This window comes from Gluconobacter sp. OJA (assembly GCF_039638325.1).
Classification (GTDB): domain Bacteria; phylum Pseudomonadota; class Alphaproteobacteria; order Acetobacterales; family Acetobacteraceae; genus Gluconobacter; species Gluconobacter cerinus.
Genome location: NZ_JBDIWI010000001.1, coordinates 954,749 through 975,890, shown reverse-complemented (window position 1 = coordinate 975,890; position 21,142 = coordinate 954,749). Strand labels below are relative to the sequence as shown.

Below are 21,142 nucleotides of genomic sequence, written 5' to 3'. Positions count from 1 at the left end.
AGAAAAAGTGAGCAGGGTACGGTCCGGTCCAGAGTGGGAACGGGCCGTATCAGATCATGCCCGTCAGATCATGGCGAGAGATACCTTGCGTTGCGGCGGAGGGAAAGCATGATCCAGAACTTTCAGGTCCTCTTCGGTGAGGCTGATTTCCAAACTGGCAACATTGGAGAGGAGATGCTTTGGAGAGCCAGCCTTGGGAATAGCCATGACATTTTCCCGACGCATCACCCAAGCGAGTGCAATCTGAGCAGGGTCAGCCGGGCCAGCAGACGTCTCATGTCTCCCTGCGATCTCGGCAAGAGCGGGGTGCTGGAGAAGGTCACCGCCCTGCCCCAGCGGAGAATAAGCCATCGTCACAGTGCCGGTCGAAAGATCATGATCCAGCAGATCAAACTCTGTTCCGCGATGCTCCAGACTGTAAAGAACCTGATTGACCTTACAGGATCCTGAAAGCGCCTCGATTTCTTCCATGTCATCAACATCGAAATTCGAAACACCCCATCCCCGGATCAGCCCGTCTGTCTGAAGGTCTTCAAACGCCCGAATGGTCTCTTCCAGTGGCGTACCACCCCGCCAGTGCAGCAGATACATGTCCAGCCAGTCCGTATCCAGACGGTCCAGCGAACGCCGACAGGCCCGGCGCACGCCGTCATAAGACGCGTTGGACGGGAGAACCTTGCTGACGAGATAAACATCATCCCGCACATCCGCGATGGCTTCCCCAACCAGCTTTTCAGACCGGCCGTTTCCATACATTTCCGCTGTGTCGATAACCCGCAAACCGGCTTCCAGACCCGTGCGCAAACTCTCGATTTCCAAAGCGCGGCGATCTGCACTGTCTCCGACATTCCATGTCCCCATTCCCAATGCAGGAACGGTGGTGCCGTTGCGGAGCGTAACGGTTTTCATAAGGCGTCTCCCGGGAAGAACTCTGTCACACAACGACATACCCCCGAAGATGTTCCGCCTGAACCTCAGCCGGACTTCTTCCAGCCCCGCTCCTGCTGCTGCCAGTACACAAGAGTATGGCCAGCCGCTTTCAAGGCTACCCATCTTTGACGGGCCCTCTGGACGCTCGCGGGGTCACGCCCATCGAACAGGTCAAAAATTCTTGTGAACGGAGAAAAATCGTCTTCTCCAGCGCCGTCAATCCGGAACAGGAACTTTGCGCCATTCGGCACATCAGCTCCTTCTGTCAGCCAGATTGGCTGCCAGGACGCATGACCCATTTTCGCAGTGCCATGCGGAAGCCACACGGGATCGCGGGACGCCCAGAGTGCGGCATCCAGAGCCGTGACGGACGCTGCATCAGGGCAACGGACCAAGGCCCGCTCCCCGACATCCAGCGTCTTCCCCAGAAGCGCAGGCAACGCCTCTTCCAGAGGCGTCCGCGTCAGATGATAAAATCCGACATCCACTCTCAGGCACGGGCCTCATGAGACTGTACGAACTGGTTCAGAAGACGAACCCCAAACCCAGTTGCACCCTTTGGAGCCGTTGGGGACGCCGTCGTCTTCCATGTCGTGCCGGCAATATCCAGATGCGCCCAGACAGTCTCACCAACGAAGCGCTTCAGGAACTCAGCCGCCAGAATGGCACTCCCCGGACGGCCACCAATGTTCTTCATATCAGCAATGTCAGAGTCGATCTGGCGGTTGTAGGCCTCGCCCATCGGCATCCGCCACAGACCTTCGCCAACCTGCTTTCCAGCTTCGAACAGACCGGAAGCCAGCACGTCGTCATTGCTGAACAAACCTGCGTTTTCCGTTCCAAGGCTCACCACGATCGCACCGGTCAATGTGGCCAGATCGACCATCAGCTTCGGCTTGAAACGATCCTTTGTGTAGGCAAGCACATCTGCCAGAACCAGACGACCTTCGGCATCCGTGTTCAGCACTTCAATGGTCTGGCCGCTATAGCTCGTCACAATATCGCCCGGACGCTGGGCCCGGTCAGACACCATGTTTTCCACCAGTCCGACAACACCGATCGCATTCACAGGAGCCTTGCGGCGCGCCAGTGCGCTCATGAGGCCGATCACCGTGGCAGCACCGCCCATGTCGGTCTTCATCTCGTCCATGCCGGCAGCAGGCTTGATCGAAATTCCACCGCTATCAAACGTTACGCCCTTGCCGATGAAGGCCAGAGGGGCCTCATCACCACCGCCATTATGACGGACAATTACCGTGCGGGGCTTGTTCGCACTTCCCTGTGCCACACCCAGAAGGGCACCAAAGCCCAATTCCTGCATGGCGGCTTCATCGAGAACTTCCACTTCAAGACCCGTCTCACGGAGCGCTTCGATCCGCGCTGTGAACGTTTCCGGAGACAGAATGTTGGCGGGTTCGCTGATAAGGTCACGGGTCAGAAACACACCGCGAGATACGGCATCCAGAGCCGTCCAGCGCGCTTCAGCGGCGGCAACATCCGAAGCCACGACCGTCAAAGCCTTCAGAACCGGCCTCTCGGAAGACTTCTTCGTGCGATACAGAGCAAAGTCGTAACGAGCCAGACGCGCACCCAACGCAGCTTCTGGTGCAAATTCTGCAATATCTGCCGTCAGGGCGAGAACCGCATCAGCCACGCCATCGAGCGCTTTAGCCGCTGAGCCACCAGCATTTTCAACAGCAACCGACCCGACAGCCGAGCCATCCTTAGCCGCACACCCCACCAGAACAACCTGAGACAGCCCCGCAGATGGCGCCGTCAGCACAACTGTCTGCCCAACTTCGCCCTTGAAACCCTTGAAAGACGCAGCACGGCTCAATGCACCAGCCGTCGCGTCATCGAGTGTCTTGAAGGTGCTGTCTTCAAAGGTCGCCTTCCCATGCCCAATCAGGGCAACGGCCTGTGGCTGGGCGTCGTTCAGCGCTGGAAGCGAACCAAAAGAAATATCGAGCATATCGCACCTTTTGCATGGCAGAACCATTTCAGTGCTCCCGTTATCGGGAACAGCGTGCTTCCACACAAGAGGGGAGCAGTTCGATGAGCACAACGGAGACGTCACATGTCACTGCGTTCCGGCTTCATTTCCGCTGCAATCATCGCCTCATTGGCGTGCTCTGCTCCGCATGCAACAGCGCACGCGGCCTCCGGGCAAATCAGCCAGCTCTCACTCCTGCCCCTGCATGACGGACTGAACACTTTCGAAAGCCCACTCGGACCGTTCTCCGTTTTCCAGGCATGGCGGGACAACGGAAATGCGTGGGGGTATCACATGTATGTTCTGACGACCGTCATCGACAAAAGAACCAGCGTCATTGGCATCGAAGGATCCGCAGAGACACCCGATCACTCATTTGAAGACCATCTGAGAGATTCACCTCATACGGGTGAGGACGCGTTGACCACTATTCAGTTCGCTCATGGCGAACTGGATGGAAAACCCGCGACTCTCCTGTTCGAGGCCATTCGAAACCCAAAAGACGGCCCTGTAACCTCTCGTGGCCCAACCATCATTTACATTTACAGCCTTGTCGCATCAGATGGCGTTCCCGGATGGACACCGCTCTATTTTCATTTTGTCAAAAAGATCGCAGTCCCGGGCACATTCTGTAGCTCCGATATCGCAATGAAAGTCGTTACAGGCCTGCCCCTGTCCGCCGATGCGGGGCCGCCCTCCTCTCCAGATGGATGCTTCCCGTAATCACGACGTGACATCTCTCGCATCAGCACATGACGAAACGCCTTTCATGAAGTAGCCTTGCAGGCATGACCTCAGCCCCCCTCCATACGGTCTCCCCAGACGATGACCGCGCCCTGCTGTCCCTCGCATTCCGTCTGGCCTCGGAAGCAGCGGACATCATCAACGAAATCCGTGCCCGAGGCTTCCTCACGGAAGTCAAGAAAGACGCCTCTCCGGTTACGGAGGCAGATCGCGCCTCTGAAGACCACATCCTACGTGGCCTGCGCACCGCGTGTCCGTCGCTCGCTGCAATCGGGGAAGAGGAAATGTCCGCGGGGATTGAGGTTACAGCCGGGCACGCCTACTGGCTGGTGGACCCACTGGACGGAACCCGTGGTTTCTCGTCCGGCGGCAAGGACTTCACCGTCAATATAGGCCTGATCCGTGGAGACAGACCCGCTTTGGGCGTGGTCGCACTTCCAGGATACGGACTGATCTACAGCGGGGGCATAGGGCTCGGCGCGCATCGTTTCGATGGCACGACCAATACCCCTATCCACACGGCCAAACCTTCTGCTGAAGGGCTACGCGTTCTGGCGTCCAGCCATCATGGGAATACCGAGCTTCTTGAGCGGTGGCTCGCCGGACGGAAAGTCGCGTCCATCGACAAGCTGGCCTCCTCCGTAAAATTCATGCGCGTTGCAGAAGGCGCTGCGGATTTTTATCCCCGTTTCGGCCCAACAATGGAGTGGGACACCGCCGCCCCGCAGGCCATTCTCGAAGCCGCAGGGGGGAGCCTACTGGATGAAAACGGCCAGCCCTTGCGTTACGGTAAGCCCGACCGCCTGAACTCTTCATTTTACTGCACCGGAGGCGCTTCGTGAGCGAGACCCTTAACACGGAATGCCTGACTGCTGACACAAACGGAATCCGCCGCGCTGCAGAGCTTCTGAAGGCCGGTAAGCTCGTCGCCTTCGGAACCGAGACCGTTTATGGCCTGGGGGCGCTCGCATCGTCGGACACCGCAGTCGCGCGTATTTTTGCAGCCAAGGGACGTCCCCGCTTCAATCCCCTCATCAGCCATCTGGCAGATGCAGAAAGCGCCTTTGCACAGGCAGATCTGCATGGGCGGATCAAAGACATGGCGTATGCGCTGGCCGACAAGTTCTGGCCGGGCCCCCTGACGATGGTCCTGCCCCGCGGATCACACTCCACTGTTTCGGACCTGGCCGCCGCTGGCCTGAATACGCTAGCCCTTCGCGTCCCTAGAGGCAAAACGGCTCTTGCCCTCCTCCGTGAGGTTGGCGCCCCCATCGCAGCGCCATCTGCGAATATTTCCGGGACTGTCAGCCCGTCAGACGCCTCGCATGTTCTGCGGTCTCTGGATGGACGGATTGATGCCATTCTGGATTCTGGTCCGTGCTCCGTCGGAGTAGAAAGTACCGTTCTGGATCTCACACGCGATACACCTGTCCTGCTCAGACCGGGTGGCGTGACGCTGGAAGAACTGACGGCTCTCTGTGGCCCAATCCAGCATCCGGACGATTTTGCCGAAGCGCTTCCCTCTTCCCCTGGCAGGCTGGCATCGCATTATGCGCCTTCGCTGCCAGTCCGCCTTGACGCCTATGACGTCCGCCCCAACGAAGCACTGCTGGCCTTTGGCCCGGCGCTTTCCAATGCTGGCTTGACGTGGAATCTGAGTGAAACCGGGAATCTGGAAGAGGCGGCGGCGCGCCTGTTTGCAGGGTTGCGCTTCCTGGACGCAGAAGGCACCAAACGCGGACTGACATGCATCGCGGCACAGCCCATTCCCCGTCAGGGCCTTGGGCTTGCAATTCGTGATCGTCTGCGGCGTGCGGCTGAACCACGTCCACTTTCTCAAGCTCTTGGCTGACACATGGCTGAGAACCGCTTCGACCCCAAAGATATCAAAATTCTTTCCGATATTCTCGCGCTGGTTCTCGCAGAGCCGTCTGGTTCTGCCCAAAATGCGCTCGAAGCACTCCGTCTCCGTGCCAAACGCAATAATCTGTCAGGCGGCGCACTCAAAAACCTTTTCGCAAGCCTTGCTGCCGACACCGGACGCCAAAACGCAGCCGATCGGGAAAAACAGTTCCGCCAAAGAATTTCCGAGCTTGAGCGTGAACTGCGCCAAGCCCAGGGTCACCTCCGGTCCGCTCAGGGCGCCCTCAGTCATACGCAGATGGAGAGCCGAGCTCTCATGACCGAGATCGCGACACAGCGTGCCCAGCGCCCATGGCGTTACATTACAATTGCCTTTGGGATCAGCGCGGGGCTATTGCTTGGGATCGCGACAAGCCAGTTCTACCATAGCCTGACAGACCGGCCTCCGATTGACCGATCAGTCTACTTTCGCTGATACCGTTTTGTTTTTTTGCCTTTCTCCCGTCACAGGCTAAGGATAGATGAAGGGCCATGGCCTCTTCCCCCGGCGCTGCAAAGCGACATCTGCTGCCCCTTCTTGACCGATACGTTCTCCGCCAGCTTGTCATCGCCCTTCTGGCGCTGACAGGAGGAGCCGTAGCGCTCATCTGGCTGACACAATCGCTGCATTTTGTATCGATGATTGTTCAGCATGGGCTGTCGCTGCGCGTCTTCCTGCAGCTTACCTCCCTGATGTTGCCGTCCTTTGTGGCTGTCATTCTGCCGATCACAACCTTCCTCGTGATCCTCTTTACCTATCAGCGAATGTCCGGCGACCGGGAAATGACCGTCATGCGCGCCGCTGGCCGTTCCCCCCTGGAACTGGCACGCCCTGGCCTGATCTGCGCAGGAGCCTGCGTGGGACTGTGCTACGTTTTGACGCTCTGGCTGGCTCCGGTGTCCTATCACGCCTTCCATCGATACGAATTCCAGATCCGCAATCAGATGGCGGCCTTCCTGCTTCAGGATGGTGTTTTCACAAAGGTCTCGGGAGACATGACCGTGTATGTCCGCTCCCGGGATTCCAACGGGCTGCTGCACGGTGTTCTGGTGGAAGATGATCGCGATCCGGATGCCCATACGACCGTTCTGGCCGAACGAGGCACGATCGTAACCGTCAACGACAAGCCTCGCGTCGTCCTTTACAATGGCTCTCGTGAAGAAATTGACCGGCATACAGGGCGACTGAACGTACTGACATTTGGCCGCAACACGATTGATCTAACGTCGTCCCGCCAGAACAACCATGAAGAGCGGGACGCATCGGAAATGCCATTGCACGATCTATTCCACCCGGATCCAAACGAGGTGTCCGAGCGTGACAGGGGCAAATTTGCGGTCGAAGGGTGGCATCGCCTGACTGCGCCACTGACTGTGCTATCCTTCGCCATGATCGGGCTTGTGGCTGTTCTTCGGGGGACGTTCTCCAGGCACGGAAATATCACCCGTCCTCTGATCGCCATTCTGACAGTCGTGGGGCTTCTCGCACTTTCACTCATGCTCCAGAATTTTGCTGGCAGAAATCTTGCTCTTGTTCCCCTGCTCTGGGTTGCAGCCCTTCTTCCAAGCATCATCTGTGCAGCTCTTCTGTTCGCCGAGCAGTGGACCGGAACCACGCGCCAGACTGGACGCCCCTCATGAAATCCACCACTGACGGGTATCGCAGTTGGTTTTCCACGCTCATCCACACCCTGAGACCACAGGAAGCAGAAGTCGGGTTTTCTACGACCCTGGCGATCTACATCGCACGTCATTTCACGTTAAATACGCTGTCGATGGTTCTGGCTCTGACAGGGCTTGTGTCCCTGTTTGACTTCATTGATCTGCTCAGGCGCGCCGCAACCCGACCCAATGTGCCCACCAGCCTCATTCTTGAAATCGCAGGACTGCACATTCCGTATTACGTCATTTACGTGCTGCCGTTTGGTATCCTGCTTGGTGGAATTGTCTGCTTTTCCCGCCTGACACGGTCGTCCGAACTCATTGTCGCCAGAGCCGCAGGGATCTCTGCCTGGCAGTTTCTTGCCAGCCCTCTCTCCTGCGCCCTCCTGATCGGTCTGTTCACAACCACCGGCATCTCAGCGCTTTCCTCGTCGATGTATCGGCAGGCGGAGCTTCTGGATCAGTCTTATCTTCGAACGGGTGGCGGCGTTCTCACACTCAAGGGTGGCGAACTCTGGCTCAGGCAGGCCGACGATGGACTGATCCCACACGGCGTCGCCATTCTCCACGCCCAGAACGTCAAACTTGCGCAGGATACGCTCGATGTCTCCGGCGTGACCATTTTCCGCCTGGATGAGCGGGACCGGCTGATCGTCCGCGTCGAAGCGCCAACCGGAACACTCGCCCATCAGCAGTGGAGCCTGAATGATTCGTCTCTGCTGCATCCGGATCATCTGCCGGAAAAAATCGGAACCCTGAGCCTTCCGTCCGATCTTACGGTCAGTCGCATTCAGGAAAGTTTTGCATCGCCCGATACGCTATCGGTCTTTGCTCTACCCAGCTTTATCTCCCTTCTGGAGCGATCCGGTTTCCCTTCAATTCGGCACAGGTTACATTTCCAATCGCTTCTGGCTCTTCCCATCCTTGCTGGTACAATGGCATTGGTGTCCGCAGGGTTTTCGATGCGTCCCGCACGACGCGGCGGAGTGGCCCGGATGCTGGGATCGGGAATTGCGGCAGGCTTTGCGCTTTTCACGATCTCGAAAGTGGCTGAACAGTTTGGTGAATCTGGCGCTTTGCCGCCGGTTCTTGCCGCATGGGCGCCCACGGGCGCAGGGCTCTGCCTTGCGGTCGCGCTTTTGCTGCATATGGAGGATGGTTGATGTCGGTGCCCCGGTGGCTCCCAAAACGCGCCCGCAGATGCGTCTCTCTTGCAGGCGTCGCCCTGACGGGAACTGCGCTCGTGGCGCCGCAGGACATGTTTGCCAATACGATGCAGCGCGACAATTCGCATATCATCGTCATTGGCAAGCCGACGTCCGAGCATGACCCTCTCACCTATCTGGCTGACAGCGAAAGCTACGCAAAGAACGGTCTCGTCACATGGGAAGGCAATGTCCGCATCTGGCAGGGCGACCACGCTCTCCGTGCCGACAAGATCACCTATGACCGGAACACCGGCGTTCTGGCAGCGCGCGGCCATGTCGCCATCATGGAACCAGACGGCAGCACCACGTATGCCGCCTATATGGAATTCAGCCATGGCATGCATGACGGCATCGGCACGTCCATCTACATGCAGATGCAGGACAATGCGAAGCTGGCCGGTAACGGCATGCGTCGCACCAATGGTCTGATCAATGATCTCTCACATGCCGTTTATACGGCGTGCAAGATCTGCGAAACAAACCCTGACGCTCCGCCATTCTGGCAGTTCCAGGCCTATGGCGCGACGCAGGATGCCCAGCACAAGCGTATCGAGTTCAACCATGCCTGGTTGAAAATGCTTGGTCTTCCAGTGTTCTATTTTCCGTTCTTCTCAATGTCCGACCCTTCGGTCAAACGACAGAGCGGCTTCCTGATGGCCGGTATCAGCCCGCATGACCGCTATCTTGGAACGTATTTTACACTTCCATATTTCTGGGCCATTGACGACAGTCAGGACCTCACCGTTCGTGGACTGGTCTCCACAAAGACCGGCCCGGAAATCACCAGCGAATATCGCCGCCGTTTCAACTTTGGCACGCTGGATATCACGGCTGGTGGCGCATACGACACCAACCGAGAAAGCCGCTACGTCAATACGTTCGGAAACAACGTCAACTCTTCAGGCGAATACGGCCTTCAGGGTTACGTGTTCGGTCAGGGCAATTTCGCGATCAACAAACATTGGCAGGCGGGCATTAACGTCAATCTGGCGACGTCTGCCAACTACATGCGAGATTACCGCGTCCCTGGTTACGGTCAGGAATCGCTTAACTCGAACGTCTATCTTGAAGGCTACGGCGTAGGCGCCTACGCCCGCCTCGACGCACAGGCCTATCAGGGCCTGAACCAGGGCGTCATTCAGAACTCCGAGCTGCCGTGGGCACTGCCGCGCTTCACCTACGCTTATCAGGGCCAGCCTGATGCGCTGGGTGGGCGTTTCAGCATGAACACCACAGACTTTGACGTGTACCGTACAAAGGGCGTGTCTGATCAGCGTGGCCAGCTTCAGATGCAGTGGGACCGTCCGTTCCATAACAGTCTGGGCCAGCAGTGGCTTGTAACGGCACGGTTGGACTCAAACGTCTATCGGGCCACTCGCCTCGCACAGCAGCCGACCTATTACGCAGTTGGCGGCACAAAAATCACAGGGCAGGTTCTGCCAACCATTGCCGTCAAGATGAACTGGCCGTTCCTGCGGTCCTTCGCTCGCGGACGTGGCACGCAGGTTCTTGAGCCAATTGTTCAGCTGATTGCCGCGCCTAACACCGGCAACTCCGCCAACAGCAATATGCCGAATGAAGACAGCCTGACGTACGAATTCACCGATACAACCATGTTCTCCCTGAACCGCTATGCCGGTACAGATCGCCTCGATGGCGGACTGCGCGGCAATATCGGCGTTCATCAGAGCTGGACGTGGAACGGCCATTCCATCGACATGCTGGTGGGTGAAAGCATCCAGGAGCACATCACAAAGAACCGCATTCCGTATTCCGGCCTGGATCATCATCTTTCGGACCCGGTTGGCCGTGTGCGCTTTACACCCAACAAGTACCTCGATGTAACGGCCCGCGGTCGTTACAATCCATGGACGCATCAGGTGGACTACGGCGAAGGCCTGTTCAGCGCCGGCATCCCGGCTTTGCGCTTCAGTGCCGGCTACCTCTATGCCCCGGTGACACCGTATTATTATTACGCCACCAACTATCGTGAGAGCGGCGTAAACTCGCCCTATCTTGTCAAGACAAACGAAATTACGGGCAGTGTCTCTACCCACTGGCGCCAGTATCATGCGTCAGGCTTCTTCCGTCGCAGTCTGTCCCGGAAACAGTTCGTCGCAAATGGCGGGGATATTGGGTATTCCAACGACTGCTTCGGGCTGGATATCATGTATATCAAACAGTACACACGGATCGGCGGCGAGCAGCGGAACACCACGGTGATGTTCAACTTCACGTTCAAAACGATCGGCACTTTCGGAATTAACGGCTGAGCATGTCCAAGACCCATCGCATCGCATCTACTGCCCTGGTTGCCCTGCTGGCCTTCTCTGCGGCGGCTCCAACCGCTGTGGCGCATGCTGCACCCGCCCACAAGAGTGCTCCCAAAAAGGAGCAGGCACCCGCAGCGAAACCGCCTGAAGACCAGATCCTGGCTGTTATCAATGGTCAGGTGCTGACCCAGCGTGATGTGGATAACCGCGCCAAGCTGTTCGTGCTTTCCACCGGCCTGCCCGTCAGCCCGGATGTCATGAACCGCATGCGCGGCCAGATCATTCACCAGTTGATCGAAGAACGCCTAAAAACTCAGGAAATGCTCAAGCGACACATCAATGTCGAGCCTGAGCAGATTGCCGGAGCCATCAGCAACATCGAACAGCGCAACGGCATGCCCAAAAATGCCCTGCGTGACCGTCTGGCATCCGATGGCGTTTCCCTGACAACGCTGATCGATCAGATCCGTGTGCAGATTGGCTGGATGCAGGTGCTTCGTGAACAGTTGGGCGAAGGCGGCCGCATTACTGCCACCCAGATCGCACAACGTGAACAGGCCCTTCAGGCTGAACAGGGTCGCGCGCAGTACATGATGAGCGAAATTTTCGTTCCTGTTGCTGACCCACGCCACGATGAAAACGAACTCACGTTCACACGCACCATCATCTCCCAGCTTCGCGAAGGCGCGCCCTTCCCGATTGTTGCCGCACAGTTCTCGCAGGCACAGTCTGCGCTCGACGGCGGCTCCATGGGCTGGGTGCAGGAAGACAACCTTGACCCACAGGTCGTAAATGTCGTGCGACAAATGCCAATTGGTGCCATTTCCAACCCGATCCAGGTTGCTGGCGGCTTCGTCATTGCAACAGTTCAGGCCAAACGTGTCGTCGGCAAACAGATGGGCACGCTCGTGGCTCTGCGTCAGGCCTTCTTCCCGTTTGATGCGCCGCTGAACCCACAGAACCCTACACCTCAGCAGCAGGCGGCTCTTCAGAAAGCGACGCACGCTGTTGAAACGATCCATAGCTGCGATGCTCTGGAAGCGCTTAACAAAGCCCAGGGTGAGAAGCGCCCCAGCAATCCCGGAACTCAGGTTCTGGAACGCCTGGCGCCCCAGATGCGCTCCATCATTGAGCCTCTGCCTATAAACAAGGTAAGCCACCCGCTGGTGTCCATGGATGGCATTGCCCTCCTGATGGTCTGTGACCGCCAGCAGAAAAATCTGGCACAGCAGACACCGGGGGAAATCGCCGATCAGCTCATGAATGAGCGCGTTGAGCAGGCGTCCCGTCAGCTCCAGCGGGATCTACAGCGCCGGTCCATCATCGATATCCGCCCAGCAGCGAAGCCGGCTCTCAACTGACGTGAGCCTTCCTTCTCTGAAAGAGTCCATCCAGGCTTACGGTCTGGATGCAAAAAAATCCCTCGGTCAGCACTTTCTTCTGGATCCCGGAATTTGTGCCCGGATCGTCGCCTTGGGTGGCGATCTGAAGGGGCGAAGCGTTGTTGAAATCGGACCTGGTCCTGGTGGCCTGACACGCGCTCTACTCGATAGTGCGGCAAGCCGTGTCGATGCTGTGGAAATTGACGAACGCGCGTGGCCGCTGCTCGAAGAGCTGGCCGGGCACTATCCGGATCGTCTGCATGTTATCCGGCAGGATGCCCTGAAACTGGATGCAGCGAGCCTTGCCCCCGCGCCCAGACAGATCATCGCTAACCTGCCTTATAATGTTGCCACGCCCCTTCTTGTTGGCTGGTTGAGACAGGCCCATTCGTGGGAACGCCTGTCTTTGATGTTCCAGCTTGAAGTTGCTGAACGCATCTGTGCTGAGCCAGATACGTCTGCTTACGGGCGGCTTGCTGTTCTGGCCCAGTGGTGCGCGTCCTGCTCCGTGGCTCTGCGTATTCCACCCGGGGCATTTTCCCCACCGCCCAAGGTTCACTCGGCCGTTGCGGTTCTCATTCCACATGCAGAGCAGCCCGCACCAGAGCTTTTCCGTGCGATGGAGCGCGTCACCGCTGCTGCGTTCGGGCAGCGCCGCAAGATGCTACGCTCATCTCTCAAATCGATTGGTGGGGAAGCACTTCTGGACGCTGCGGGTATCGAGCCCACACGCCGGGCTGAAACCCTGAGCGTTGCAGAATTTGGCCGCCTTGCAGAGCTGCATCTTGCCCGCTCCCGCGCCTGAGAACCTTCCCCGCTGTCATTGGGCCGCAACAGACCCCCTTCTTCGCCAGTACCATGACGAAGAGTGGGGTGTTCCGATCCGTGATAGCCGCGAGCTGTGGGAGACCCTCGTTCTGGAAAGCTTTCAGGCTGGCTTGTCTTGGGCAATTGTTCTGAAACGGCGCGAAGGATTTCGAAAAGCCTTTGCTAACTTTGACCCTGAAAAAGTAGCACTCTTTACGGAGCAGGATATCGATCGCCTTATGCAGGATCCCGGCATCATCCGGGCCCGTGCCAAGATCAAAGCCACCATAGGCAATGCACAAGCCTACCTCGCCATGAAGGAACAAGGCGAAGATTTCGCAGGTTTCATTGCCTCCCTGGTCCCGAATGCTCCGATTTATAATTCGACCGGAGCAGTCCTGGCGCAGTCGCCTCTTTCAGTAACTGTGTCTAAAGCTTTAAAAGCCCGAGGTTTTCGCTTCGTCGGGCCTGTCATCGTGTATGCCTGGATGCAGGCCGTGGGTCTGATCCACGATCATGACCCATCCTGCTTTCGCTACAACCCCCAAGTCTAAAAACTCAGACCGCACTTTTCGCACGCTCACTTTCAAACATGTAATCACGCGTCAAAGGCACAGCATCCACGGACCGTGTCAGCTGAAGCTGAAAATTCATGTGCCCTTGCACGCGGAACGCCAGCTCGCTCCCCACGAGATATAACTCGAACATCCGCACAAACCGTTCGTCATACAGATCAATGATTTTCTGTCTGTTGGCCTCAAAACGCTTGCGCCATTCTGCAATTGTCTTGGCATAGTGCAGACGCAGAACTTCGCAGTCCGTCATCCAAAGGCCAGTGCGCTCAACAGCAGCCAGCGTCTCGCTTAAAGACGGGGAATATCCACCCGGAAAGATGTATTTCTGAAGCCAGGCGTTAGTCGTTCCAGGCCCATCCGTTCGACCGATCGAGTGGATCAAAGCCACCCCATCCGGCTTCAGACATTCCTTGATTCCGCGAAAATAGCGCTCAAATTGCGGCTGCCCAACGTGCTCGAACATTCCGACTGACACGACACGATCGAACTCGTGGTGAACGTTGCGGTAGTCCATAAGCTCGAAACGGACCTGCCCTTCCAGCCCCTCGGCGCGCACCCGAGCCCGCGCTTCCTCCAACTGCTCCTTGGAAAGCGTAATACCGACAACCGTTGCGCCATATTCTTTTGCCAGTGTCAGTGCCAAACCGCCCCAACCACACCCAATATCCAGAACTTCCAGTCCCGGACGATTCAGATTCAACTTGGAGGCAATATGTCGCTTCTTCGCGATCTGAGCCTCCTCAAGCGTCATATCTTCACGCTGGAAATACGCGCAGGAGTACTGACGGTCCTTGTCCAGGAACAAGTCATAAAGGCGACCATTTAGATCATAATGATGCGCAACATTCCGGCATGCCCGCTTCAGGGAATTCAGCCCCTTGAAAGGTCGGAGAAGATAACGGAGTCGATCCTCGATCTCTTCAAAAACATGGCCACCTTGCGTGATGTTCGCCATCAGAACGATCATCAGCGTTTCAAGAGTGCATCCTTCCGGCGCAAGTTCGCCAGCCATGTACTCTTCGCCAAACGCCAACCCGGAATTAATAACCAGAGAACGCTCAGCCTGTTTTGTTTTGAGATGTAAGCCCGCTTCAACGCCGGGTAAGGCCCCACGATAGGTTTGTATCGTGCCGTCACTGAACGTGACTCGCAGCGTTCCGACCTGAATAAATTTTTTCAGAACGAAATCGAGAATGGGTTTCACGCCTGTCTCCCTCCTGTTCACGCGTCATGACAAGACATGACACAGTCTTCAGTTGCCTGACCGGGAGAGCAGACATCAAAAAACCCGGCGCGGGAATACCCGGCCGGGTTTTCTGTTGGCTATGCCAGCGAAATCAGCCTTCGGCTTCTTCCGTGACTGCAGCTTCAGCAGCAGCTTCTTCAGCTGCGTTCTCTGCCTGCAGTTCGCCGAGGATGTTGTCATCCTCTTCTTCCACGCCTACGGCTTCGCCGCGGGCCTGGCGCTCAGCTTCTTCAGCAGAACGTGCAACGTTGACTGTCAGCGGAATGGAAACTTCCGGGTGCAGGACGATGCGGGCTTCCGTCAGGCCAAGAGACTTGATCGGGTGAGCCAGAACAACCTGCTGACGAGCAACCGTAAGGCCAGCGTCCGTAGCAGCAACAGCGATATCACGCGTGCTGACGGAGCCGTACAGGTTGCCGCTGTCACTTGCCTGACGGATGATGACGACAGACAGGCTGTCCATACGTTCGGCAAGACGCTCAGCTTCTTCGCGCTTCTTGATGTTCAGCGCTTCAAGCTGGGCGCGCTCCGTGTCAAAGCGCTTGCGGTTTGCGGCCGTAGCACGCATCGCCTTGCCTTGCGGAAGCAGGAAGTTACGGGCGTAACCCGGCTTCACGGAAACAAGATCGCCCATCTGGCCGAGATGCTCGACCCGCTGGAGCAGGATCAGTGCGGTCTGGGACATGGTGCTCTCCTCAGCTTACGACGTAGGGGAGCAGGGCAAGGAAGCGGGCACGCTTGATAGCCTGCGCCAGCTCACGCTGCTTCTTGGCCGAAACAGCCGTGATACGGCTCGGCACGATCTTGCCACGCTCAGAGAGGAAGCGGCTCAGAAGACGCACGTCCTTGTAGTCGATCTTCGGCGCATTCGGGCCGGAGAACGGGCAGGACTTACGACGACGATAAAAAGGACGGCGTGCGCCGACAGCCGTGCGACGGGCTGCTGGGTTGACGTCGTTCACGTCGGTGGTGGTTGTATCGGACATGTTTCTTACTCCGCTCCAGCCGCCTCACGAGCATCGTCCTGCTCGCCGCGTGCACGGTATTCTTCACGGTCTTCGCTGCCACGACGCGGGCCGCCACGGCCGCTCTCGAAGCGACCAGCCGGCTTGGAGCCGCCACGGAAGCTACCACGGTCGCCGCGGTCATCATTCTTGCGAGCAAGAACCGGGGACGGAGTTTCGTCGATTTCGTCAACGCGAAGCGTCAGAACGCGAAGCACGTCTTCGTTCAGGCCGAGCTGACGCTCAACTTCACGAAGCGTATCCGGCGTGCAGTCGATACCGAGCAGGACGTAATGGCCCTTACGGTTCTTCTTGATGCGGTATGCGAGCGAACGGAGACCCCAGAATTCGCGCTTCTGGATGGAACCACCATTCTCGGTCAGCAGGGCTTCAATGGTCTCAACCAGGCTCTCGACCTGTGCCTGAGACACATCGTTACGTGCGATGAGCACGCTTTCGTACAGTGGCATGAAAACTCCCTTCGGATAAGGTCAACCCAACTGGTCCAGCCCGTGCCGGAGACAGTGCAATCTTTGGGGAAAGCGCGGGTATAGCCGGCGCGACGCCACATCGCCCGGCAGGGAAAGGCTGCATTAATCATGCAGCCTAACGGAAATCAAGGATAAACTCAGAGTCGACGCAGCTCTGCCGGGACATATTCGTCAGGAACGTTCCAGATTTCCTGAACAACATACTGAATTACAAACCCACATTTCTGATAATTGGTCAGAGCTCTGGGATGATCCAGTGTGCAGGTATTGACCCGCAATCGCCAGCACCCTGCCGCAAACGCCTGAGAAATCGCGGAATCCAGCAATGCCCGACCTAAGCCATGACCAATCGCTGCTGGCAGAAGTCCGAAGTACGCCAGATTGGCGTCTCCACCCTCTCTCAGATCCAGTTCGTAAAACCCGAGAGGCGTACCATCTGCCTGCCAGAGCACCATGAAGTAAACGTCAGGATCATGGACAATTTCAGCAAGTTTTTCGTCCGGCATCGGACGACGCATCCACCAGCAATATGCCTCACCGACTTCCCGGTAAAGCTTGCGGTATAGCGGCAATGCCGGAGGGAGAACTCTCTCAAGAGAGACGCCCTCTGGCAAAACCGGAGCTGGGCGGCTTGCCCTCGTCTCCAGAAAAGTCACACCCACCTCAAAACGGGTGGATGATCCCTGCGGATGAAGCCAGGCCGGCAGCATGACCCAGACGATCAGTTATCGTCGAGGAAGGAACGCAGCTTGCGGCTGCGGCTCGGGTGCTTGAGCTTGCGAAGAGCCTTTGCCTCGATCTGACGAATACGCTCACGCGTCACGTTGAACTGCTGGCCCACTTCCTCAAGGGTGTGGTCCGTGTTCATGCCAATACCAAAGCGCATCCGCAGAACGCGCTCTTCACGTGGCGTCAGGGATGCCAGAACGCGCGTGGTTGCTTCACGCAGGTTGGTCTGGATCGCGGCATCCAACGGAATAACAGCCGTCTTATCCTCGATGAAGTCACCAAGATGACTGTCTTCCTCGTCGCCAATCGGCGTTTCAAGGGAAATCGGCTCCTTGGCGATCTTCAGGACCTTCCGGACCTTCTCCAGCGGCATACCCAGCTTCTCAGCCAGCTCTTCCGGAGCAGGCTCGCGCCCGATCTCATGCAGCATCTGACGGGACGTCCGCACCAGCTTGTTGATCGTCTCGATCATGTGCACCGGAATACGGATCGTCTTCGCCTGATCGGCGATAGAACGCGTGATCGCCTGACGGATCCACCAGGTGGCATAGGTCGAGAACTTGTAACCACGACGGTACTCGAACTTGTCCACGGCCTTCATCAGACCGATGTTGCCTTCCTGAATCAGATCCAGGAACTGCAGACCACGGTTCGTGTACTTTTTGGCAATCGAGATCACGAGACGAAGGTTGGCCTCGATCATTTCCTTCTTGGCACGCGTGGAGTCACGCTCACCACGGGAAATGGTCGCATACACACGACGGAACTCCCCAACCGGCAGGCCAGTCTCGTGAGAAAGCGCCGCAAGATCAGCACGCATGGACCGGATCTGGTCCAGGTGCTTGGTCGTCAGCGTCTTCCAACCCTTACCGGGCAGAGTGCAGATAAAATCAACCCAGGTCGGGTCCATCTCGCGGTTACGATACTTCAGCAGGAAGTCGTCACGCGAAATCTTGCAGCCCTCAGCCAGACGCAGCAAGCGGCCTTCGAGGTTGTTCAGACGCTGAACATGCATCTTGATCTGCGCAACAAGCTCTTCAATCCGGTTGTTATGCAGGTGAACCTGCTCCACCAGACTGACCAGTTCATGGCGCAGTTCTTCGTAGATGTTCTCAGACTTGTCCGAGCTTTCCTCACCGGCCGTCAGAGCCTCCAGACGCTTGACCTGAAGCTGACGCAGCTTGTGATACAGCGGCTCAATGGCTTCGAAACGAGCCAGAATTTCTGGCTTCAGCTTCTCTTCCAGAGCAGACAGGGACAGGCCACTGCCTTCCTGCTGATCACCGTCGCCTTCTTCGGCATCGTCGTCCGTAGCGTCTTCGTCAGCCGCAGCTTCCTCGCCTTCCTCGCCCTCTTCGCCTTCAGGACCCGGACCGACAGCCTGACTGGCTTCCAGATCGACGATGTCACGGAGCAGCATTTCGCCGTCCTTGAGGCGTTCATGCCAGGAAATGATCGCGCGGATCGTCAGCGGGCTTTCGCAAAGCCCGCCAATCATCTCGTCACGCCCCGCTTCAATGCGCTTGGCGATCGCGATTTCGCCTTCGCGGGACAGGAGCTCTACAGACCCCATCTCACGCAGATACATCCGAACCGGATCATCCGTGCGGCTGGCAGCCTCGGCATCAATATTGCCGCCCTGAGGCTCGTCTGATTCCTCAGCTTCTTCCTTGGCTTCTTCCTGAGCCGGCTCAGCTTCGTCCTGTTCTTCGTTTTCCAGAACCTGAATGCCCATCTCTGACAGAGCTGCCATGACGTCTTCGATCTGCTCGGAGGACATCTGGTCCTGCGGCAGAACGGCGTTCAGCTCGTCAAAGGTAATATGGCCACGCTCACGCCCTTTGGCGATCAGCCGCTTCACGGCAGCGGATTGCGTATCAAGAAGAGTGGCATCCCCCTCCTGTTCCTGCGCGTTCCGATCCGTACCAGAGGCTGTTTTCGTCGCCATGCGTCTCTCCCTCAACTCCACCGAAAGCAAGCAATTCGGCAGCGTGCAGGTGGTCGATCCTGAGCCGTAAGTCAAGGTTTAGACGAAAAAGAAAGCAACTTCAGGGCAATAAAAAACGTTAGCCCCGGCCTTTTTCACCCTTCTTCTTCAACATCCTCACCTCGCCGCAGCGCTTCCAGAACCCTCATCCGCGCCAGCAGGCTTTCCGGAAAAGATGAGTCTCCGCCTCCCCCACCAGAATAGACCTGCATGATGGTTACCTGAATGTCATTGGCCACTTCGCGCTCGAAATTGCGAAAATTTACAAGCCCGTAAAAGTGCCACCAGCTCTCCACAACATCGATCTTGAGAACTTCATCCCTGTCTTTTCCGAGCCCCACTTCCCGAGGCATCGGACTTTCTGTCACGGCTGCCACGATATCCGTCAGCCCATGAGCCTCGATCCAGCGATGGCAGTTCTCTTCCGTCAGATCCTCGTCCTGACAACTCCAGTCCAAAAGGGCGGAGCGAATCCGATCCAGACCCACTGGGAGAGCCAGACTGCTATAGGCCTGCTCTACCTCCGGAAGAATATCCGGATAGCGCAGCAGCATCGCAGTCAGAATGTTGAGACGCTCCACACTCCCCTGCTCGATATGCCGCATCTCGCCAGGGGCCTGCGTTGAAAGAGGCAGCGGCGCTCCTTTCTTCTGGAACGGCTTTTTACTTCCACCACCGCGCCTGAAGCGCGCGAAAAACATATCCAGAAACGTACTGCGATACTCAGACGCAAGTGCCCGATCCGGGATCAGCTTTGACAGAGCAACAAGCTTCTCACGCAACGCCGCCCGCTGATCGGGACCGGGATCAACCATTCCCCCTGTCATCAACCCGAACAATTCAGTCGCCAGAGACGTCGCCCCAGACAGGGCTTCCTTCATGGCCGCAACGCCGCGTGTACGGATCAGACTGTCCGGGTCATCTTTAGGGTCCAGGCGACAGAACCTGAGCGTTCGTTCGGGAGAAAGCAGCGGAAGCGCGACTTCACAGACCCGCAAAGCGGCGCGGGCTCCTGCCGCATCACCATCCAGACACAGGATCGGAGAGGGCGTCATGCGCCACAGCAGATCGAGCTGCTCTTCGCCCAGCGCAGTCCCCAACGGCGCCACAGCACCGCCAAAGCCTGCCTGGTCCAGAGCAATGACATCCATATACCCTTCAACCACAACAAGCTCAGCGCCCTTGTGTACAGCCTCACGTGCCAGATCGAGGTTGTAGAGTGTGCGCCGCTTGGAGAAGAGCGCCGTTTCCGGACCATTGAGATATTTTGGTTGCCCGTCCCCCAGGGTGCGCGCGCCAAAAGAAATCAGCTTGCCGCGGCGATCCCGGATCGGAAACGTCACGCGATTGAAAAACAGTTCCCCTTTGGGCTGTCCCCGGTCATCCACGCGCAAAATGCCCGCCTGAACCAGCATTTCAGGCGTCACATCATGGGCGCGCAGTTCTTCAACCAGATGCCGCCCATCGCCAGACCACCCCAAACCAAACCGTTCGATAGTCGCGTCACTCAGTCCACGCCCACGCAGATAAGCAAGCCCTTCCCGTCCTTCCGGAAGGACGAGCCGACGCCGGTAACTGGCCTGAACCAGAGACAAGACATCGCCAAGAGATTTGACCTCCCGCGCACGCGCCTCACTTCGTGGGTCCTGCTTCGGAACTTCAAGGCCTGCTTCAGCGGCTAGTTGCTCAACAGCCTCAGGGAAACTCCGGCCGTCGCTCTGCATGACAAAGGAGATCGCATCGCCATGCGCGCCACAGCCAAAGCAATGAAAATGATCATCATAAACGTAGAAAGACGGCGTCTTTTCCCCGTGGAAAGGACAGCATGTCTTCCAGTTACGACCGGAGCGAACCAGCTTGTTGCGACGCCCGATCAGGGAGGCCAGCGGCGTTCGATTGCGGAGTTCGTCCAGAAAGGCGGCGTCGAATGCCATCGGGCAGCAGGAGCCTTTCAATCAGTTCCGTCGGAAGAGATGGCTCTTACAAGCCTGAGACAGGAAAATCTACTCTGGCTCGAATGGCGGGCACTTAAAGAAAAACAGAAAGGTTACTGGTCGTTTCCGAAACAATCGTAGCCGTTTTCCTGATCTGGAAACGATTACAATATGACAACTAAAAGAAATTTTTTTCTTTTGACACCCATCAATGGAAGAGGCGCAAATATAGCGTCAATATGGCAGTCGAACGAGGTGCAGGCCCCTGCATCCCT

Annotated in this window: 20 protein-coding genes; 10 read left to right on the top strand and 10 right to left on the bottom strand. The window is 57.4% G+C overall.

The genetic code is table 11. The annotated features are described in order from the left end of the window. Window positions 1-63: 63 nt before the first annotated feature. From ABDK75_RS04550 to ABDK75_RS04540, 3 genes are all read right to left on the bottom strand, one after another. Entirely contained in the window at window positions 64-909 is an 846-nt protein-coding gene (locus ABDK75_RS04550) for an aldo/keto reductase (protein ID WP_346005087.1), read from the bottom strand. Window positions 910-974: 65 nt separating this feature from the next. Beyond that, the gene (locus tag ABDK75_RS04545; protein ID WP_346005086.1) at window positions 975-1,418 is read right to left on the bottom strand and encodes a DNA polymerase III subunit chi; all 444 of its coding nucleotides are present in this window, start codon (window positions 1,416-1,418) and stop codon (window positions 975-977) included. Between the two features lie 2 nt (window positions 1,419-1,420). Then, window positions 1,421-2,902: a leucyl aminopeptidase gene (locus tag ABDK75_RS04540; RefSeq protein ID WP_346005085.1), complete on the bottom strand. Its 1,482-nt coding sequence runs from the start codon at window positions 2,900-2,902 to the stop codon at window positions 1,421-1,423. 105 nt (window positions 2,903-3,007) lie between these two features. Between ABDK75_RS04540 and ABDK75_RS04535 the strand changes: the two genes are divergently transcribed. The 10 genes from ABDK75_RS04535 (at window position 3,008) to ABDK75_RS04490 (ending at window position 13,455) form a co-directional block, all read left to right on the top strand. Next, entirely contained in the window at window positions 3,008-3,646 is a 639-nt protein-coding gene (locus tag ABDK75_RS04535) for a hypothetical protein (RefSeq protein ID WP_211501390.1), read from the top strand. Between the two features lie 65 nt (window positions 3,647-3,711). Further along, window positions 3,712-4,509, top strand: a complete 798-nt coding sequence (locus ABDK75_RS04530; RefSeq protein ID WP_346005084.1) for a 3'(2'),5'-bisphosphate nucleotidase CysQ — start codon at window positions 3,712-3,714, stop codon at window positions 4,507-4,509. Then, a complete protein-coding gene (locus ABDK75_RS04525) occupies window positions 4,506-5,519 on the top strand; it encodes an L-threonylcarbamoyladenylate synthase (RefSeq protein WP_346005083.1) in 1,014 nt (337 codons plus the stop codon). The genes ABDK75_RS04530 and ABDK75_RS04525 overlap by 4 nt, the downstream gene beginning before the upstream one ends. 3 nt (window positions 5,520-5,522) lie before the next feature. After that, window positions 5,523-6,005 (top strand): hypothetical protein, encoded by a 483-nt coding sequence (locus tag ABDK75_RS04520; RefSeq protein WP_211508724.1) that lies wholly within the window; start codon window positions 5,523-5,525, stop codon window positions 6,003-6,005. A 56-nt stretch (window positions 6,006-6,061) separates the two neighbouring features. Continuing rightward, window positions 6,062-7,210 carry an LPS export ABC transporter permease LptF gene (gene lptF / locus ABDK75_RS04515; protein WP_046901247.1) on the top strand — a complete coding sequence of 383 codons (1,149 nt, stop codon included), beginning with the start codon at window positions 6,062-6,064 and terminating at the stop codon, window positions 7,208-7,210. After that, on the top strand, window positions 7,207-8,394 hold the full coding sequence (gene lptG / locus ABDK75_RS04510) for an LPS export ABC transporter permease LptG (RefSeq protein WP_346005082.1): 1,188 nt from the start codon (window positions 7,207-7,209) through the stop codon (window positions 8,392-8,394). Before lptF ends, lptG begins: the two co-directional genes overlap by 4 nt. Continuing rightward, window positions 8,394-10,712 carry an LPS-assembly protein LptD gene (locus ABDK75_RS04505; RefSeq protein ID WP_099213215.1) on the top strand — a complete coding sequence of 773 codons (2,319 nt, stop codon included), beginning with the start codon at window positions 8,394-8,396 and terminating at the stop codon, window positions 10,710-10,712. The genes lptG and ABDK75_RS04505 overlap by 1 nt, the downstream gene beginning before the upstream one ends. 2 nt (window positions 10,713-10,714) lie before the next feature. Continuing rightward, complete coding sequence (locus ABDK75_RS04500; RefSeq protein ID WP_099213214.1) at window positions 10,715-12,073, top strand: peptidylprolyl isomerase; 1,359 nt, start codon at window positions 10,715-10,717, stop codon at window positions 12,071-12,073. 1 nt (window position 12,074) lies between these two features. Continuing rightward, complete coding sequence (rsmA, locus tag ABDK75_RS04495; protein ID WP_346005081.1) at window positions 12,075-12,899, top strand: 16S rRNA (adenine(1518)-N(6)/adenine(1519)-N(6))-dimethyltransferase RsmA; 825 nt, start codon at window positions 12,075-12,077, stop codon at window positions 12,897-12,899. Beyond that, window positions 12,880-13,455: a DNA-3-methyladenine glycosylase I gene (locus tag ABDK75_RS04490; protein WP_346005080.1), complete on the top strand. Its 576-nt coding sequence runs from the start codon at window positions 12,880-12,882 to the stop codon at window positions 13,453-13,455. Before rsmA ends, ABDK75_RS04490 begins: the two co-directional genes overlap by 20 nt. A gap of 4 nt (window positions 13,456-13,459) precedes the next feature. Here the strand turns inward: ABDK75_RS04490 and ABDK75_RS04485 are convergent, their stop codons facing one another. The 7 genes from ABDK75_RS04485 to dnaG all read right to left on the bottom strand — a co-directional run bounded on the left by ABDK75_RS04485 (window position 13,460) and on the right by dnaG (window position 20,867). Further along, window positions 13,460-14,680: a cyclopropane-fatty-acyl-phospholipid synthase family protein gene (locus ABDK75_RS04485; RefSeq protein WP_346005079.1), complete on the bottom strand. Its 1,221-nt coding sequence runs from the start codon at window positions 14,678-14,680 to the stop codon at window positions 13,460-13,462. 133 nt (window positions 14,681-14,813) lie between these two features. Next, window positions 14,814-15,407 carry a 50S ribosomal protein L9 gene (gene rplI / locus ABDK75_RS04480; protein ID WP_064275005.1) on the bottom strand — a complete coding sequence of 198 codons (594 nt, stop codon included), beginning with the start codon at window positions 15,405-15,407 and terminating at the stop codon, window positions 14,814-14,816. Window positions 15,408-15,417: 10 nt separating this feature from the next. After that, the gene (gene rpsR / locus ABDK75_RS04475; protein WP_046901240.1) at window positions 15,418-15,708 is read right to left on the bottom strand and encodes a 30S ribosomal protein S18; all 291 of its coding nucleotides are present in this window, start codon (window positions 15,706-15,708) and stop codon (window positions 15,418-15,420) included. Between the two features lie 5 nt (window positions 15,709-15,713). Next, window positions 15,714-16,196 carry a 30S ribosomal protein S6 gene (gene rpsF, locus ABDK75_RS04470; RefSeq protein ID WP_046901239.1) on the bottom strand — a complete coding sequence of 161 codons (483 nt, stop codon included), beginning with the start codon at window positions 16,194-16,196 and terminating at the stop codon, window positions 15,714-15,716. 158 nt (window positions 16,197-16,354) lie between these two features. Then, a complete protein-coding gene (locus ABDK75_RS04465; protein ID WP_046901238.1) occupies window positions 16,355-16,927 on the bottom strand; it encodes a GNAT family N-acetyltransferase in 573 nt (190 codons plus the stop codon). 11 nt (window positions 16,928-16,938) lie between these two features. Next, on the bottom strand, window positions 16,939-18,894 hold the full coding sequence (gene rpoD / locus ABDK75_RS04460) for an RNA polymerase sigma factor RpoD (RefSeq protein ID WP_064275007.1): 1,956 nt from the start codon (window positions 18,892-18,894) through the stop codon (window positions 16,939-16,941). Between the two features lie 134 nt (window positions 18,895-19,028). Then, window positions 19,029-20,867, bottom strand: coding sequence for a DNA primase (dnaG, locus tag ABDK75_RS04455; protein WP_346005078.1), 1,839 nt, complete (start codon window positions 20,865-20,867; stop codon window positions 19,029-19,031). Window positions 20,868-21,142 lie beyond the last annotated feature (275 nt).